The following is a 16638-nucleotide window of genomic DNA, read 5'->3' as shown; positions in this document are numbered from 1 at the left end:
CGCGGCGCGAGGCTGCGCGGTACCTGTCTCGACCGCCTTGAGCGCTCGCTCTGCCTGCGGCATGGTCGGGCGCAGGTCCGGGTCGCGATTGAGCATCCACAGCAGCACGGGTTCGAGCGGACCCGCGTGGCGCGCGGGGATGAGATCCTCGTGCACGATCCGATAAAGCATCGCGACCGCGTTCTCGGTGCTGCCGAACGGCGGCTGCCCTTCGACGGCGGCGTACAGAGTCGCGCCGAGCGCGTACACATCGCTGCGTGAATCAGAGGGCTGTCCCTGAGCGACCTCGGGCGCGATGTATCCGAGTGTCCCCAGCAACACGCCGCTAGCGGTAACCGTCGTGTCGCCGACGGCCCGCGATATGCCGAAGTCCGTCAGCTTCACCTCGCCGTCCTCGGCCAGCAGCACGTTGCCGGGCTTCACGTCGCGGTGCACGATGCCCGCATCGTGCGCGGATTTCAGGCCGGAAGCCAGCTGCGCGCCTATTCGCGCTACCTCCTCCGGCGGGAGCAGCACTCCCGTGGCCATCAGCTGCGCCAGGCTGCGTGACTCGAGGAACTCCATGACGAGAAACGGGCGGCTCTCGTGCTCGACGATGTCGTAAACGCCGATCACGTTCGGGTGATGCAGCCGCGCCGCGATGCGGGCCTCGCGCATCGCCCGCTGCGTGCTCTCGTCAGCGAGGCCGCCGCCGAACCCGCTGATCGCCGAGCGCACCATGAGTTCCTTGACCGCGACGGTCCGCCCGAGCACCTCGTCGCGGGCTCGCCACACCACGCCCATTCCGCCGGTGCCGATCTGGGCGAGCAGCCGATAACGGCCGGCGATCAGGTCGGTATTGTCAGTCACCTTAGTTCAACCGCATTCCCGGCCGGTCTCAGAACCCTGCTTGACATTTTTGCCCGATTACCCTCGGACAGTGGGACGAAACGGGTCAAATCCCAAGCTTCGCCGCGCGCAGCCGGCTGACCGCCGCCTCGTCGCCGGTCAGCTGCACGTGCGCGGCCTCCTTGCGGCCGCTCGCGAACAGGACCAGCTCGCCGGCGGGACCGGTGACCGTGACCATCTGCGGCGTCGCGGCCTTCGCGACCACGGTCTGCCGCGGGCCGTCGCCGTTCTCCGCGCGCACCAGCGTCACGCCGACCGGGACCGAGCGGAAGGCCAGCCTCGCCTGCCGGCGCAGCCGATTCCACAGCTCGTCCGAGTTCACCAAGTCGATTTCGCGCGGCGGGTCGCCCACGGCCCGGCGCAGGTCCTCGTGGTGCACGAAGAACTCCACCGTGTTCACCGCCGCGTCCATCGCGCCTATACGGAAAACGGACCACGGCGGCGGCCCCTTGCGCACCTTCTCGATGAGATCCACATACGCGGTGCGCTCCTTGACCGCGTTCTGCGCGCGGCGCGTGATCGGTGACAGAGGCTTGAGAACGATGCCGGCCGCGGCGAGCGGCCTTGAGTCGCGGATGACCAGATGCGCCGCCAGATCGGCCGCGCTCCAACCCGTGCACAACGTCGGCGCGTCCGGCCCCACCCGGACCAGGGTGTCGGCCAGCGCCTCGCGTTCCTCGCGTGCGAACCCATTCATGGTGCCAACTCCCGCGGTATCAGGGCCGAGCGAACCTCCAGGCGACAACGGTGCTCGCCGCGCAGAATACCGGGATCACATCCGCCGCGCGACGAAGGCCCACGCCGCCGCGGCCAATGCGGTAAGGGGCGGCGAACGGAAATCTCCTATACCGGGATGTTGTTGTCGCATTAGAGTCTCGAACGCTGCACGCTCGCGCCGAACCGCAGGCGCGCCTGAACCGAGGGGAGATCGGCTTGCCCAGCCGCCGAAGCCGCCAAGCCGACCTGAATCAGCCGGACAAAGCCCGGACCGACGCGAACAAGGACCTCACTGCTACCGACCCGACGGCCAGCGATCTGACCCTGGGCGGCACGCCCGGCCGTTCCCCCTTTCGCCAAGGCCTCGGCGTGCTCGGCGTCGCGATCCGCAGCGCGCCGCGGATGTTCGCCGCCGCCGTCGCCGGAAGTGCGCTGTACGGCACGATGACGGTCGGTTCCGCGTGGGCGATCGGGTGGGCGACCAACCACGTCGTGCTGCCGGACCTGCATCGCGGCTCGGCTCCCGGAACCGGTCTCGCCGCCGCTGGCTTGCTCATCATCGGAGTGGCGATCGCGAAGGTGATCGGCATCTTCGGGCGGCGGCTGCTCGCCGGAGTCGTGGTCTTCCGCGCGCAGGCGAAGTTCCGGCGCAAGATCAGCGACGCCTACCTGCGCCTGCCACTGAGCTGGCATCAGCGCCACCCGACCGGCCAGCTGCTGTCCAACGCGAACTCCGACGTCGAGATGGCGTTCCAGCCGATGAACCCGCTGCCGATGACCCTCGGCGTGATCATCATGCTGGTGCTGGCCGTGGTCGACATGTTCCTCACCGACCGCGTGCTGGCCCTCGTCGGCGTGCTGCTCTTCCCGGCCGTCATCGCGCTCAACACGGTCTACACGCGCTACGCCGGTCCACGCTTCGCCCGCGCGCAGGAACTGCGCGCGCACGTCGCGGAGGTCGCGCACGAGTCCTTCGACGGCGCGCTGGTGGTCAAGACGCTCGGCCGCGAGGCCTCGGAGACCGAGCGGTTCGCCGAGCGCACCCGAGCGCTGCGCGACGCCAACATCAACGCCGGCCGGGCCCGTTCCCTGTTCGATCCGATGCTCGAAGCGCTGCCCAACCTCGGCGTGCTCGCGGTCCTGCTGGTCGGCGCGACGCGCGTGGCTCAGGGCCAGAGCCGGCCCGGCGACGTGGTCAGCATCGCTTATCTCATCACCCTGCTCGCCTTCCCGATCCGCGCCATCGGCTGGGTCCTCGGCGACCTGCCGCGCGGCGTGGTCGGCTTCGGTCGCGTCCGCGCCGTGCTCACCGCGGAAGAGCACACCGACTACGGCAAGGCGAGACTCTCCCGCGAGTCCGGCCCGGCCTCGGTCGAACTGGACAGCGTCGAGTTCGCCTACGAATCCGCGCCGGACCTGCCGGTGCTGCGCGGTGTCAGCACCCTTATCGAGCCGGGCCGGACTATCGCACTGGTCGGCACCACCGGCTCCGGCAAGTCCACCCTCGCCACGCTACTGGCCCGGCTCGCCGACCCGACCGGCGGCGCGATCCGGCTCGACGGCACCGACCTGCGCGAGCTGGCGAAGGGCGAAGTGCCGCGCGCTGTGGCACTGGTCGCGCAGCAGACCTTCCTTTTCGGCGACACGGTGCGCGCGAACGTCGGGCTCGGCGACGATCCGGCCGAGGCCGAGATCCGTGCCGCGCTGCGGATCGCGCAGGCCGAACGGTTCGTCGACGCGCTGCCGAACGGTCTCGACACGATCATCGGCGAGCGCGGCACCACGCTTTCCGGCGGCCAGCGGCAACGCCTGGCCCTCGCCCGCGCCCTCGTGCGGCATCCCAGGCTGCTGATTCTCGACGACTGCACCTCGGCGGTCGATCCCAGTGTCGAGGCGGCGATCCTCGGCGGCCTGAAGCAGAACGCGCTCGGCGCGACCGTCGTCGTCATCGCCTACCGCAAGGCCACCGTCGCGCTCGCCGATGAAGTGCTGTTCCTCGATGAGGGCGTCATCGCCGACCGCGGCACCCACGAGGAGCTGCTTGAGCGCTGTGCCGGATACCGCGACCTGATCACGGCCTACGCGCGCGCCGCCGAGGACGCCGATGCGGATGTGGGCGCAGCCGCGGACGCGGACGTGGCGCAGACCGAAGACCTCGAAGGAGCGATCGCGTGACCGTCACCGTCGAGCAGGCGACCGCGCCCGACGCGCCCAAGATCGAACTGGTCCGCGAGGCGTCCGGCGGGCCGCTGGCCATCGTTCGCAAAGGCCTGCGGCTCTCGCCCGAATTCACCCGCGGCATCGGCGTCACCATGGTGCTGGCGTTCATCGCGACGGTCGGCCGCATCGTCATCCCGATCGCCGTGCAGCAGGCGGTGGACCACGGCTTCGACGCACCCGGCGGCGTCGATATCGGCGAGGTACGGGTCATGGTCGGCCTCGCCGCGCTGGCCGTCCTCGCCACGACTCTCGCCGCGTACACGATGAACCGGCGGCTGTACCGGGCCAGCGAGTCCGGCCTCGCGACGCTGCGGATCAAGGCGTTCCGGCACGTACACGATCTCTCCGTGCTGCACCAGCAGGCCGAACAGCGCGGCGCGCTGGTCTCGCGGGTGACCTCCGATGTGGACACCATCACCAACTTCATCCAGGAAGGCGGCCTGGTCCTGTTCATCAGCGTGGCGCAGATGTTCCTGGCCACGGCCGTGATGGGCAGCTACTCGTGGCAGCTGACGCTGCTGGTCTGGCTCTGCTTCCTGCCGCTGTTCGCCGCGATGCGGTTCCTGCAGCGGCGCACGGGAGCCCGCTACAACGTGGTGCGCCAGTCGATCGGCCGCATGCTGAGCGCATTCAGTGAGTCGCTGGTCGGTGCGCCGGTCGTGCGCGCGTACGGCATCGAGGAACGCACCGGCCGCCGGATCAACGAGGCTGTGGACGCCACGCGCGCCGCGCAGGTGCGCGCTCAGGCGATGATCGTCGGCACCTTCAGCGCCGGCGAAGTCGCCGCGGGACTGGCGAACGCGGGCGTGGTGGTCCTCGGCGTCGTACTCGGCGTCGGGGGACAAATCAGCGCGGGGCAGCTGATCGCGATGCTGTTCCTGGTCTCGCTGTTCATCACGCCGGTGCAGTGGGGCGTCGAGGTGCTCAACGAGGCGCAGAACGCGATTTCGGGCTGGCGCCGCGTCATCGGGCTGCTCGAATCAGAGCCCGATGTTCCGGACCCCCGCGATCACGGCGCGGCCGAGCCGCTGCCGGCCGGTCCGGTGCGTGTCGAGTTCCAGCGGGTCGGATTCGCGTACCCAGGCGGCCCACCGGTCCTGCGCGACATCAATGTCCTCATTCCGCAGCGGGCGCGGATCGCGGTGGTCGGCGAGACCGGCTCCGGCAAGACCACCTTCGCGAAGCTGTTGACCAGACTGATGGATCCGGTCGAAGGCAGAGTGCTGATCAACGGCGTGGACCTGCGCCGGGTCGGCTTCGATGTGCTGCGCCGCCGCATGGTCATGGTGCCGCAGGACGGCTTCCTCTTCGACGGCACGATCGCCGACAATGTCCGCTACGGCGCTCCCGACGCGACGCAAGACGCGGTGGTGGCGGCCTTCGACCGGCTCGGCCTCGGCGATTGGCTCGCCGGATTGCCGCAGGGCTCGGACACTCGGGTCGGGCAGCGCGGCGAGTCGCTGTCGGCGGGGGAGCGGCAACTGGTAGCGCTGGCCCGTGCGTACATCGCCGACCCGGACTTGTTGCTGCTCGACGAGGCGACCTCGGCCGTGGACCCGGCTACCGAGCTACGCATCCAGCGCGCGCTCGACGAGCTGACCCGCGGCCGCACGACCGTGGTCATCGCGCACCGGCTCTCCACCGCGCAAGCCGCGGATGAGGTGCTGGTCTTCGACGCCGGAGAGCTGGTACAGCGCGGGCCGCATCGCGATCTGGTAGCGCAGGAAGGCATTTACGCGGGTCTGCATGCCTCGTGGGCGCGCCAGGCTCAGGCCGCTTGACCGGCCGCGATGACGATCAGGGCACGATGTAGATCGCGAAGACGTAGTACGTCGCCCACACCAGTACGGCGCAGTTGGCCGCGAGCATCGCAGCCCACTGCCACCGCCGTCGCGTGACCAGTGCCGCCGCGATCAGGCAGGGGAACAGTGCGCCGAGGTAGCGCGGCAGCGAGGTGAAGTCCTTGGAGCCGATCGCGAGGATGAACGAGGGGATCGTCCATGCCGCGTACGCGACCGGGAGTCGTTGCCACACGATCGGCAACAGCGCGGCGAAACCGAGGATCAGCACGCAGGCCATCAACGCCGCGCCGTGGCCGTGACCACGCCAGTCGTGCACCCAGACGTGATGCAGAATGCTGATCGGGTTGCCCATGATCGCGCCGCGCCCGCGCTTCGAGGTTTGCTGCGTGTACGGCAGCAGCCAACTTCCGTACTGAACGCGCGAATAGGCGAGGAAAGCGGCGAGTCCGGCGGCCGGCGCCGCCGCGAAAGCCGCGGCTCTCGCCACGGCTTTCCAGGGCCAGCCCTCGCACCGGGCCTGCCGCAGCCCTTCGACCGCCCCGGGAATCGCGAGCAGCAGGCCGACCGGCCGCGCCATCCCGCCGAAGAACCCGAGGACGAGCGCGGACCAGAAGTACCGCGCGCGGCCTGATCCGGTACCGATGGTTCGCACTGCGAGGAAGTAACCGACAGCGAGCACTCCGGCCAGCGGCTCGGTATAGCCCATCACCAGCGCGTACGCACCGGGCGCGAGTTGGGTTAGCCACGCGGCGCGGCGCGCTGCCGCTCGGTCAGCGGTCTCGAATACGACAACGCGATGCACCAGCGCACCGAACAGCAGCGCCATCGCCCAGCAGAACGCGAACAAGGCGATGCTCGTCGGAAGCCGCGTCACTGCCGCGAGACCGGCGGCGCACAGCGACGTCAGCGGGAAGAAGTGGATCAGTGTCCCGCCATGGTCATATCCGTGCTCCGCGATGCCCAGGTACCACTGCGTGTCCCAGCTCAGCAGCTTGCCCAGCGGCTGCGCCGGATCCTGATACCAGGACACCGCGCAGACCAGCACGCGCGCCGCGATCCAGGCCGGCAGCGTCGCCCGCAGTCCCTCCCAAAGCCATCGCGGACCGCGCCAACGCGTCCCGCGCCATCGCCCCCGGGCGCTGCCAGATCCCCGAACCTCGGTGAGAGCCTGTTGCGGCGCGGGTGGTGCGGTGATTGCGTTGGAAATCAAGGGATGTAGATCCCGATGAAGGACTGGTACGCGAAGTACGCGCACAACGCCGTCGAAATCCCCACAGTCCAGCCCCACCGCCGCCAGTCACGCGTCAGCATCGCGCCGACCAGCAACAGCGGCAGGATGCCGGCCGAGTACCGGGCGAAAGAGGAGAAATGCGGCGCCGTGACGGCGGCGAACACGCTGATCGCGGCCCAGACCGTGTACGAGACCGGCAGCCTGCGCACGCAACCCCACAGCAGCCCGATCGCCGCGACGACGAGGACGATAGTGAATGCACCCGCGCCGTTGCCGACTTGGTTGAGCGAATCGAGCGCCGAAGAGAACGGATTGCCCGCGTACGTCCCGCGCAGGCCCTCAAGTTTCTGGATCGAGTACGGCAGCGTCCAATTGCCGTAGACGTTATGCACCCACAGCAGAAACAGCCCGATGCCCATCAGCGGCGAGAGCGCGACCAGCACCCTCGCGACCAACTGCCCGCGAGGATCGCGCCACTGCCGGATCGCCTCGAGCGCACCGGGCGCCGCCACCAGCAGACCGGTCGGCCGCACCAGCCCGGAACCCAGCCCGGCGACGAATCCCACCGCGTGCCACAGCCAAACCCGCCGACCCGTCGCCGGCTGCCTGATCGCGATCAGATACGCCGCGGCCAGCACCCCGGACAACGCCTCGGTGTAGCCCATGACCAGCACGAACGCCCCAGGCGCCAGCTGGCTTAGCCAGGCCGCGCGCCGCGCCGCGACCGCGTCCCCGCCGACCGTCAGCATCAGCCGGTACATAAGCATGCCGAACAGCAACGCGCCGACCCAGCAGACCAGCAGGATCGCTGTCGCCGCCGCAATGCCGACCGCCGAAACCGCGCGCGTCGTCAGCGGCAGCAACGGCCAGAAACGCACGCCGTCGTTCGCGACGCCGGAATAGCCGCTCTGCGCGATGCCGAGATACCAGGCGGTGTCCCAGGTGTAGAGCTGGTTGAACAGGTGATGCAGCTCGGGCCGGCCGGGCATCTGCGCCGGGAAATGCGGCGTGAAGCGCTGGCCGAGGTCCTGGACCGCGATGATCACGATGTGCGCGACCACCCACGCCGAGAGCGCCGCACGGAACGCCGGAACCCACCACGCGCGCGCCGCGGTCTGCGGCTCTGCGCCGTCGCCGGAGGACCGCGCGATCGGCACGTGCGTGATGTCGTCCGCGGAGGTGAAGTGATCCGGCGGCGCGGACCTCGGCCGCGTCCGCGGGCTCGGCGCGCCGTCCGTGGACTGCTCGTCGCCAACTAATTCCGGCACGGCAAGAACTGCTCTCGTCTCGGTCGCTCTGCTTCATCGGGGTGCGGTGTCCCGGAAACCGTATCGGCCGCGAGACAATGGCGCCATGATCGACGAACCGTCCGTGTCGGCCGCCGAAGCTCCCGCCTCGGCGCTCGACCCCGAGATCGCCGCCCGGCTCAAGCGCAACCCCGAGGGCCTGGTCCCGGCCATCGCGCAGCAGCACGACACCGGCGAAGTGCTCATGCTCGCCTGGATGAACGACGAGGCGCTGCACCGCACGCTGACCACCGGCCGCGCCACCTACTGGTCGCGCTCGCGCAAGGAGTTCTGGGTCAAGGGCGAGACCTCGGGGCACGTACAGCGGGTCGTCTCCGTCTCATTGGACTGCGACGGCGACACGCTGCTGCTCGCGGTCGACCAGACCGGCCCGGCCTGCCACACCGGCACGCGCAGCTGCTTCGACGGTCGCGCGCTGAGCTGACCGGCCGCGCGCCGTTGCGTGAAACCTTCACCGCCACTGATGACAGGATGAGCCGCATGACCACTGGAGAGACCGTCCCGGCTCTCGACGCCTTCCGGGAACTGGCGGCGCAACGCCGCGTCATTCCGGTGACCCGGCGCTACCTGGCCGACGGCGAGACCCCCATCGGCCTCTACCGCAAGCTCGCGCACGAGCGCGCCGGCACCTTCCTGCTCGAATCCGCGGAGCAGGGCGTGTGGTCCCGCTATTCATTCATCGGCGTGCGCAGTGAACTCGCCCTGACCGAAGTGGACGGCGCCGCGCACTGGATCGGCGAGCCGCCGGCCGGCATCCCCACCGAGGGCGCGCCGCTCGACGTGCTCGCCGCGGCCCTGGAAGCCCTGCGCACCCCGGCCGATTCAAGCCGCGCGGACCTGCCTCTGCTCACCGGCGGCTTCGTCGGCTACCTGGGCTACGACACGGTCCGGCGCCTCGAACGCATCGGCAACCACGCCAAGGACGACTTGGGACTGCCCGAACTGACCATGCTGCTGGCCAGCGATCTCGCCGTGCTCGACCACAGCGACGGCTCGGTCACCCTCATCGCCAACGCGATCAACCACAACGGCACCGCGGATGGCGCGGACGGCGCCTATCGGCGCGCGATCACCCGGCTCGACGCGATGACCGCCGACCTCGCCCGGCCGCTCGACCACCGGCCCGCCACCCTCGCCCCGGCGAACTCCCCGGCGGCGACCCCGGTGTTCGCGGGCAACCGAACCAGCGAGGACTACCGCGCCGCGGTGGAGGCCGCCAAGGAGGAGATCCGCGCCGGCGAGGCGTTCCAGATCGTGCTCTCCCAGCGGTTCGAGGCACCGACCCAGGCCAGCGCCCTGGACATCTACCGGGTGCTGCGTGCCACGAATCCGAGCCCTTACATGTATCTGCTCCGCCTGCCCGCCACCGGGGCACGCGAGGGCTTCGACGTCGTGGGGTCCTCGCCTGAGGCCCTGGTCAAGGTGGAAAACGGCGAGGCGATGCTGCACCCGATCGCCGGCACGAGGCCGCGCGGGGCGACTCAGGAGAAGGACGCGGCCCTGGCCGCCGAACTGCTCGCCGACCCCAAGGAGCGCGCCGAGCACCTGATGCTGGTCGACCTCGGCCGCAACGACGTCGGCCGGATCAGCGCGCCCGGAACCGTCGAGGTCGTCGACTTCATGTCGGTCGAACGCTACAGCCACGTCATGCACATCGTTTCCACGGTCGTGGGCCGGGTCGCCGAGGGCCGCAGCGCGCTGGACGTGCTGCTGGCCGCGTTCCCGGCCGGCACCCTGTCCGGCGCGCCGAAGCCGCGGGCGATGGAGATCATCGACGAGCTGGAACCGACCCGGCGTGGCCTGTACGGCGGCTGTGTCGGCTACCTGGACTTCGCCGGAAACGCGGACACCGCCATCGCGATCCGCACTGCACTACTGCGCGACGGCATCGCGTACGTCCAAGCCGGAGCCGGCATCGTCGCCGACTCCAATCCGGCGGCCGAGGACACCGAATGCCGCAACAAGGCGATGGCCGTGCTGCGCGCGATCGCCGCCGCCGACACCCTCAAATCCCTGTAACCGGCTCCCGGTACAGCCCGGCGACTGGTCGGGCCGGGCACCGATCCGGGCCCCGGCCCACGTCCCGTCCGCCCCGTTTGCGAAAATGGCCCGCATGACCGCGACAGGCAGCGTGACAGGCGCTGCGCCCTCAACCGCGACCAGGCCGGGCCGCTCCGCCACCCGCGCGAAGGTGACCGCCGCGCTGCTGGCCGCCGCCGGCGCGGGGCTGATCCTGGCCTCGGATGGACGCGGCTGGGCCAATGCCACCATCACCTCGCCGGTCCGGCTGTCCGTGCACGCCACCGGCAGCAACATCACCTCGCTGCCCTATGCGCTCGGGCTCGCCGGTCTCGCTGGAGCCGTCGCGCTCTTCGCGGTCCGTCGCATCGGCCGCTACCTAGTCGGCATCGTCCTGCTCGGCGCCGGGCTGGGCACCGTCGCCGCTGTCGCCACCAACCTCGGCCACCTCGACAACACCCAGCTGGCCAGGGCCGCCGAGCAGACCATCGGCGCGAGCGGCGCGCAATTGAGCGGCGTGACCAACACCGCATGGCCTTACATCACCGTCCTTGGCGGTGTGCTGGTCGCTGTCGCCGGTGCGTTGACGCTAGTGCGCGGCAGGACGTGGACCGGCCTGTCGAATCGGTACGAGGTCGCGCCCAATTCCACCGACCTGGCAGCTCAGGCCGCCGAAACCAGCACGCAGCTCCCCGAGACGCAGGCCGAACCGACCTCGCGCGATCTCTGGGACTCGATCAACCGTGGCGCCGACCCAACCGTCTGAGCCACCCACCGCCCCTGGGGCCTGTTTGGAAAGTCTCGCCTGGGCCGGCGCCACTTTCCAAACAAGCCCTAGCACCCCCACGGTCTAAGCACAGCGGCGCGTCAGAGACAATGACGGAGACACAAAGCGGGAACGGCGCTGCGTCTGCGCCCAGCGCACCGTTCGAATGACAGCCATCGCCTTCGAGGAGCAAGCCAAGCCATGACCGAGGCCACCCAGACCACCGAGCACAAGGGCCCGTCCACGATCGCCAAGGCCGCCAGCCTCGGCATGGCTGCCCTGGGCTCGTCCGCGGCGGGCAACCACTTCGCGGGCAACACCGTGGACCACGCCGACCACGGCCACTCCGTCGCTCGCTGGGTCGCCGCGGCCCTCTCCTTCGCGGGCTTCCTCATCGGCGGACCGCTGTTCCCGTTCGCCATGTGGCCCGCCGTGATCATCTGCGGCGTCTTCCAGGTCCTCGCGCTCATCGCGGTCGTCGTTCTCAACGCAGCGGGCTTCGGCGTGCACGACGTCTGGGGCGAGCTGAAGGCCCAGGCCGCCGCGGAGCGCGCGTCCGCCTGACCTCCGTCTGACCTCGTACCACCCCGCCAGGGCCGCCGTGAGCGCGCGTACCCGCGTCGCGGATGGCGTCAAGCACCGCTGCATTGCCGATAGCATGGCTGGGCAAGACGGCGCCGTGTGGCGCCCTGGCAGAGGGGACGGTACGTGACGGTGGCGACACCGAATACGAACGTGCTCGACGAGATCATTGTGGGCGTGCGCGCCGACCTGGCCGAGCGCCAGGCCCAGATCCCCCTCGACGAGGTCAAGGCCAAGGCGCAGGCCCAGCCCTCCGCCAAGGACGGCGTGCGAGCGCTGCGCGGCGACGGCGTCGCGGTGATCGCCGAGGTGAAGCGCTCAAGCCCGTCCAAGGGCGCGCTCGCCGCGATCGCCGACCCCGCCTCGCTGGCCGGGGACTACGAACAGGGCGGCGCCAGCGTCATCAGTGTCCTGACCGAGCAGCGCCGGTTCGGCGGCTCGCTGCAGGACCTCAAGGAAGTGCGCGCCAGGGTGGACATCCCGGTGCTGCGCAAGGACTTCATCGTCACCAGCTACCAGCTGTGGGAGGCCCGCGCGCACGGCGCCGACCTCGTGCTGCTGATCGTGGCCGCGCTGGAGCAGGACGCCCTGGTCTCGCTGATCGAACGGGCCGAGTCCATCGGACTGACCCCGCTGGTCGAGGTGCATGACGAGGAGGAAGTCAGCCGGGCCGTTGACGCCGGGGCGCGCATCATCGGCGTCAACGCGCGCAACCTGCGCACTCTTGAGGTCGACCGCACCACCTTCGCCCGCCTCGCCCCGCTGATTCCGGACAACGTCGTGCGCATCGCCGAGTCCGGCGTGCGTGGCCCGCACGACCTGATCGCCTACGCCAACTGCGGCGCGGACGCGGTACTGGTCGGCGAATCCCTGGTGACCGGCAAGAACCCACGCGACGCGGTGGCCGACCTGGTCGCGGCCGGCGCGCACCCGGCGATGCGTCGCGGCCGGCAGTGAGCCGAGTGAGCTGACCGTGTACCGCGCACCTAAGCCCATCGCACCCGCACGGCGGCGGCCGTGGTGGCGGCACGCTCCGGCGGGCCGTCGATGGCCCATTGAGCTGTGATCCGGGTCGCGCAATAGCAAGGCCCTGAGGCACCTATCGCCTCTCACGCGCTCACGCCCACCGGCGGACGGTCACCGTCCCCGCCTGCCATCGCCGTACATTCGCACTTCTTCTCGGAGACTTCCGATGACCGACACATCAACCTTCAGCGACGCCTTCTTCGCCGCCGCATACGCTCATCCCTCGACCCAGCCCGACGAGGCCGGACACTACGGCCGCCACGGCGGGCGTTTCATGCCCGAGGCCCTGATGGCCGCGCTCGCCGAACTGACCGAGGCATACCAGAAGTCGAAGAACGACCCGGCTTTCCACGCCGAGTTCACGACCCTCCTGCGTACATACGCCAACCGTCCCTCCCTGCTCACCGATGCCAAGCGTCTGTCGGAGCACGCAGGCGCCCGCATCCTGCTCAAGCGCGAGGACCTGAACCACACGGGTTCGCACAAGATCAACAACGTGCTCGGGCAAGCGCTGCTCACCAAGCGGATGGGTAAGCGCCGCGTCATCGCCGAGACCGGTGCCGGGCAGCACGGTGTCGCCACCGCGACCGCAGCGGCCCTGCTCGACCTCGAATGCGTGGTCTACATGGGCGAGGAGGACACGCAGCGCCAGGCGCTCAACGTCGCCCGCATGCGCATGCTCGGGGCCGAGGTCATCCCGGTCGCGATCGGCTCGCGCACCCTCAAGGACGCCATCAACGAGGCGATCCGCGACTGGGTAACGAACGTCGATCACACGCACTACCTACTCGGTACCGCAGCCGGCCCGCACCCGTTCCCGTCCATGGTCCGGGACTTCGTGCGGGTCCTCGGCGTCGAGGCCCGCGAGCAGACCATCGCACTGACCGGCGGCCTGCCAGACGCGGTCGCAGCGTGCGTCGGCGGCGGCTCCAATGCGATTGGCGCCTTCCACGCCTTCGTGCCGGACGAGAGCGTTCGCCTCTACGGCTTCGAGGCCGGCGGCTCCGGCGTGGAAACCGGACTGCACGCCGCGTCGATCACCGGCGGCGCGATCGGCGTACTGCACGGAGCGCGCACCTACCTCCTCCAAGACGAGTACGGCCAGACCCTGCCCAGCCACTCCATCTCCGCAGGGCTCGATTACCCGGCGGTCGGTCCCGAGCACGCCTGGCTGCACGACACCGGCCGCGCGGTCTACGAACCGGTCACCGATGAAGAGGCGATGCAGGCGTTCAAACTGCTGTGCCGCACCGAGGGCATCATCCCGGCGATTGAATCAGCACACGCAGTCGCCGGCGCGCTGCGCATCGCACCGAGGCTGCGCGCCGAACTCGGCCGCGAGCCGGTCATCCTGGTCAACCTCTCCGGCCGCGGCGACAAGGACATGCACACCGCCGCCGCCTTCTTCGGCTTCGAAACGACGGAGGCCTGAGCGTCATGACCACCGACCACAGCACCACCAAGCTCACCACCCTCCTCGCCGCCACCAAGGCCGAGAACCGGGCCGCCCTCGTCGGCTACCTCCCGGCCGGCTTCCCCTCCGTCGAGGGGGCGATCGCGGCCTGCCGCGCGATGATCGAAGGCGGAGTCGACATCGTCGAGGTCGGGCTCCCGTACTCCGACCCGCAGATGGACGGCCCAGTCATCCAGCGAGCCGTCGAGCGCGCGCTCGAAGCCGGAACGAACACGGTTGACGTCCTGCGCACCGTCGAGGGCGTCGCCGAGACCGGCGCGCCGACCCTCGTCATGACCTACTGGAACCCGATCGAGCGTTACGGCGTAGACCGCTTCGCCAAGGAGTTCGCCGACGCGGGCGGCGCGGGCCTGATCACCCCGGACCTGATCCCCGAAGAAGCAGAGCCCTGGCTCACCGCTTCCGACGCACACAACCTGGATCGCGTCTTCCTGGTGGCTCAGTCGTCCACCGACGAGCGCATCGCGCTGACCACGCGCACCTGCCGAGGCTTCGTCTACGCGGCCTCACTCATGGGCGTCACCGGCGCGCGCGAGGCGGTCAACTCGGAGGCGGCGCGCCTCGTCGAACGCACGAGGTCGGCCACGGAGCTGCCTGTCTGCGTCGGGCTTGGGGTGTCCAACGCGAAGCAGGCCGCCGAGGTCGCCCAATTCGCCGACGGCGTGATCGTCGGCTCGGCGTTCGTCAGGCGGCTGCTCGACGCGCCGAACGAGGCCGCGGGGCTAGCCGGCGTGCGTGAACTCGCCGAACAGCTCGCTGAAGGTGTCCGATCCAGGGGTCGTTGAGGTAACCTCACCGCCGGAACGGCCAGCGGGCGGCCGGCAGCGCAGAGCCGACAGGACCGACAGGACCGGATAGGACGGGCAGCAGGGATGACGGCGGAACGAGGCACCGCGGCCACGAACGGCAAGGGCGGCGCGGGAGGTGCGGGCGCCGGCAAGCGCGCGACGTCCAAGCAAGCTGTGCCCGAGCCTGAACTCGAGCCGAAGTCCGCGTTCGCGACGGTCGCGCCCTGGATCTCGTTGGCCGCCCGGCTGCTGCTCGGCGCGATGTGGTTGTTCTACTGCCTGCCGAAGCTCGGTGCCTCGGACGCCAACGCCGCCTCGGTGCGCAACTTCAAGATCCTGCCCGCCGGCATGGTCAACACCTTCGCCTACGCCCAGCCCTACGTGGAGTTGGCCCTCGGCCTGCTCGCGATCGTGGGGCTGGGCACCCGGCTGGTAGCGGCGCTCTCGGCGCTGCTGCTGCTGGTCTACATCGGCGGCATTGCCTCGCTCGGCATCCGCGGCATCCACATCACCTGCGGCTGCGGCGGCTCCGGCGGCCAGGTCGCGGCGGGCCAGACGCGCTACACGCTGGACATCCTGCGCGACGTGCTCTACCTGATTCCGGCGGTTTGGCTGGTCTGGAAGCCCAAGAGCAAGTTCTCCGCCGATGGGGCGCTGCTGCCCGAGCTCACGCCGGTCGCACCGGTGCCGACTCCGCGCCGCTCCGCGCCTGCCAAGGGCGGTCCTTCGCGCCGGTAACGGTACTCGCAGCTAAAGCGAGCACACGTGCGCAGGGTGACGATCTCAGGTTCGAGCAGCGTCAGAGACAGGCGGCAACCGAGCTCGTAGCGGCCCCGGTGGGTTGCCGCCTGCGCCATCGGCAGGTTCTTGCCGTGAAGGGCGGTTCCAGTGGAGTTATCCGTGCCACGACGCCTCCCTCAACGCACACTCCGGCTGAGGCTAGCGCTTCGAGATTAGAAGCGCTAGCCGGCGTCCTCGGAACCGGCGGCGGAGAGGGTCGCGGCCCACTCGGCGGACCACCGCACGAGCGGGCGCAGCGCGCGGTAGACGCCGTGGCCCAGCTCGGTGAGGGCGTAGGCGGTGTCCGCCTGCTGCTCGACGAGGGCGGCGTCGAGCAACTCGGTCAGCCGTTGCCGCAGCACGCTGGAGGACATGTTGTCGCAGCGCTCCTGCAACGCGCGGAACCCGACCGGCCCGTGTTGCAGCTCCCAGATGATCCGCAGGTTCCACCTACGCCCGAACAGGTCGAGAGCGGCCATCAGTGGCCGGCCGGTGTTCGACCCTCGGACCGCCCGTCCCGGCCTGGGTGCCGCCATCTGTCGTTGCGCCCCCTCTTGCTGCTTCGATATCCGACACACTATCGTACGCCCCATCGATTCGATTTCCGAAGCGCTCTAAGAGCTGCCGACCGGTGCGACCGGGCGGGTATCAAAGTGGCGGTGCCGCTATGGCGACGGCCCGAGATCTCCTCGGTGCTGTGGTCGCTCGCCGCTGAACGGAGGGTGTTATGCACAAGCTGATGGTCCTGTATCGCGAGCCCGCCGACCCCGACCACTTCCGCGACTACTACCTGAACAATCACCTCCCGTTGGTCGCGCGCATGCCAGGTCTGCTCGGGTGGCGCTACAGCTTCGAGGTGGCAGCGCTGCAAGGACAGACGCCTTACTTCGCGGTCTTCGAGGCCGAGTTCGCTGACGCTGCGGCGATGACAGCGGCGAGGGCGTCTGCGCAGGGCCGGCAAGTGACTGCCGATGTCGCCAATTACGCCACCGGTGGTGCGGTCGTCATCCACTATCCGGTGCAGAACGGCGCCGGCTG

General features: G+C 69.8%; 16 protein-coding genes. 11 read left to right on the top strand and 5 right to left on the bottom strand.

Going from position 1 to position 16638, the window contains the following annotated elements; all coding sequences use genetic code 11:
* Together VN779_RS13570 and VN779_RS13565 are read right to left on the bottom strand one after the other, a co-directional pair.
* A partial coding sequence (locus VN779_RS13570; protein WP_325723116.1) for a serine/threonine-protein kinase occupies positions 1–849 on the bottom strand: 849 nt, incomplete at its 3' end.
* A gap of 85 nt (positions 850–934) precedes the next feature.
* Positions 935–1585, bottom strand: a complete 651-nt coding sequence (locus VN779_RS13565; protein ID WP_325723114.1) for a TIGR03085 family metal-binding protein — start codon at positions 1583–1585, stop codon at positions 935–937.
* A 422-nt stretch (positions 1586–2007) separates the two neighbouring features.
* On the opposite strand from VN779_RS13565, the gene VN779_RS13560 reads away from it, so the two are divergent.
* Together VN779_RS13560 and VN779_RS13555 are read left to right on the top strand one after the other, a co-directional pair.
* The gene (locus tag VN779_RS13560; RefSeq protein ID WP_349260781.1) at positions 2008–3780 is read left to right on the top strand and encodes an ABC transporter ATP-binding protein; all 1773 of its coding nucleotides are present in this window, start codon (positions 2008–2010) and stop codon (positions 3778–3780) included.
* Positions 3777–5606 (top strand): ABC transporter ATP-binding protein, encoded by a 1830-nt coding sequence (locus VN779_RS13555; protein ID WP_325723110.1) that lies wholly within the window; start codon positions 3777–3779, stop codon positions 5604–5606. The genes VN779_RS13560 and VN779_RS13555 overlap by 4 nt, the downstream gene beginning before the upstream one ends.
* A gap of 16 nt (positions 5607–5622) precedes the next feature.
* Here VN779_RS13555 and VN779_RS13550 read toward each other — a convergent pair whose 3' ends face one another.
* A complete protein-coding gene (locus VN779_RS13550; RefSeq protein ID WP_325723108.1) occupies positions 5623–6837 on the bottom strand; it encodes a mannosyltransferase family protein in 1215 nt (404 codons plus the stop codon).
* The gene (locus VN779_RS13545) at positions 6834–8126 is read right to left on the bottom strand and encodes a hypothetical protein (protein ID WP_325723106.1); all 1293 of its coding nucleotides are present in this window, start codon (positions 8124–8126) and stop codon (positions 6834–6836) included. Before VN779_RS13545 ends, VN779_RS13550 begins: the two co-directional genes overlap by 4 nt.
* 85 nt (positions 8127–8211) lie before the next feature.
* Here VN779_RS13545 and hisI point away from each other — a divergent pair, with 85 nt between their 5' ends.
* From hisI to VN779_RS13505, 8 genes are all read left to right on the top strand, one after another.
* Positions 8212–8589 carry a phosphoribosyl-AMP cyclohydrolase gene (hisI, locus tag VN779_RS13540; protein ID WP_325723104.1) on the top strand — a complete coding sequence of 126 codons (378 nt, stop codon included), beginning with the start codon at positions 8212–8214 and terminating at the stop codon, positions 8587–8589.
* A 56-nt stretch (positions 8590–8645) separates the two neighbouring features.
* On the top strand, positions 8646–10184 hold the full coding sequence (locus tag VN779_RS13535; RefSeq protein ID WP_325723102.1) for an anthranilate synthase component I: 1539 nt from the start codon (positions 8646–8648) through the stop codon (positions 10182–10184).
* Positions 10185–10278: 94 nt separating this feature from the next.
* Entirely contained in the window at positions 10279–10950 is a 672-nt protein-coding gene (locus VN779_RS13530) for a TIGR02234 family membrane protein (RefSeq protein WP_325723101.1), read from the top strand.
* Between the two features lie 201 nt (positions 10951–11151).
* Entirely contained in the window at positions 11152–11514 is a 363-nt protein-coding gene (locus VN779_RS13525) for a hypothetical protein (RefSeq protein WP_325723099.1), read from the top strand.
* Positions 11515–11664: 150 nt separating this feature from the next.
* On the top strand, positions 11665–12489 hold the full coding sequence (trpC, locus tag VN779_RS13520) for an indole-3-glycerol phosphate synthase TrpC (protein WP_349260779.1): 825 nt from the start codon (positions 11665–11667) through the stop codon (positions 12487–12489).
* 235 nt (positions 12490–12724) lie between these two features.
* Positions 12725–13990, top strand: coding sequence for a tryptophan synthase subunit beta (gene trpB / locus VN779_RS13515; RefSeq protein WP_325723095.1), 1266 nt, complete (start codon positions 12725–12727; stop codon positions 13988–13990).
* 5 nt (positions 13991–13995) lie between these two features.
* On the top strand, positions 13996–14817 hold the full coding sequence (gene trpA / locus VN779_RS13510) for a tryptophan synthase subunit alpha (protein ID WP_325723093.1): 822 nt from the start codon (positions 13996–13998) through the stop codon (positions 14815–14817).
* Between the two features lie 87 nt (positions 14818–14904).
* Positions 14905–15558, top strand: a complete 654-nt coding sequence (locus VN779_RS13505; protein WP_325723091.1) for a DoxX family protein — start codon at positions 14905–14907, stop codon at positions 15556–15558.
* Between the two features lie 224 nt (positions 15559–15782).
* Here VN779_RS13505 and VN779_RS13500 read toward each other — a convergent pair whose 3' ends face one another.
* Positions 15783–16079: a helix-turn-helix domain-containing protein gene (locus VN779_RS13500; RefSeq protein WP_325723089.1), complete on the bottom strand. Its 297-nt coding sequence runs from the start codon at positions 16077–16079 to the stop codon at positions 15783–15785.
* A 248-nt stretch (positions 16080–16327) separates the two neighbouring features.
* Here VN779_RS13500 and VN779_RS13495 point away from each other — a divergent pair.
* Positions 16328–16638 (top strand): EthD family reductase (locus tag VN779_RS13495; protein WP_325723087.1); only part of this gene is annotated, 311 nt, incomplete at its 3' end.

The sequence above is a fragment of the Actinocrinis sp. genome, from assembly GCF_035605935.1.
Taxonomy (GTDB): Bacteria; Actinomycetota; Actinomycetes; order Streptomycetales; family Catenulisporaceae; genus Actinocrinis.
The sequence above is the reverse complement of the archived record's forward strand: the minus strand, read 5'-3'. Positions and strand labels throughout refer to the sequence as shown.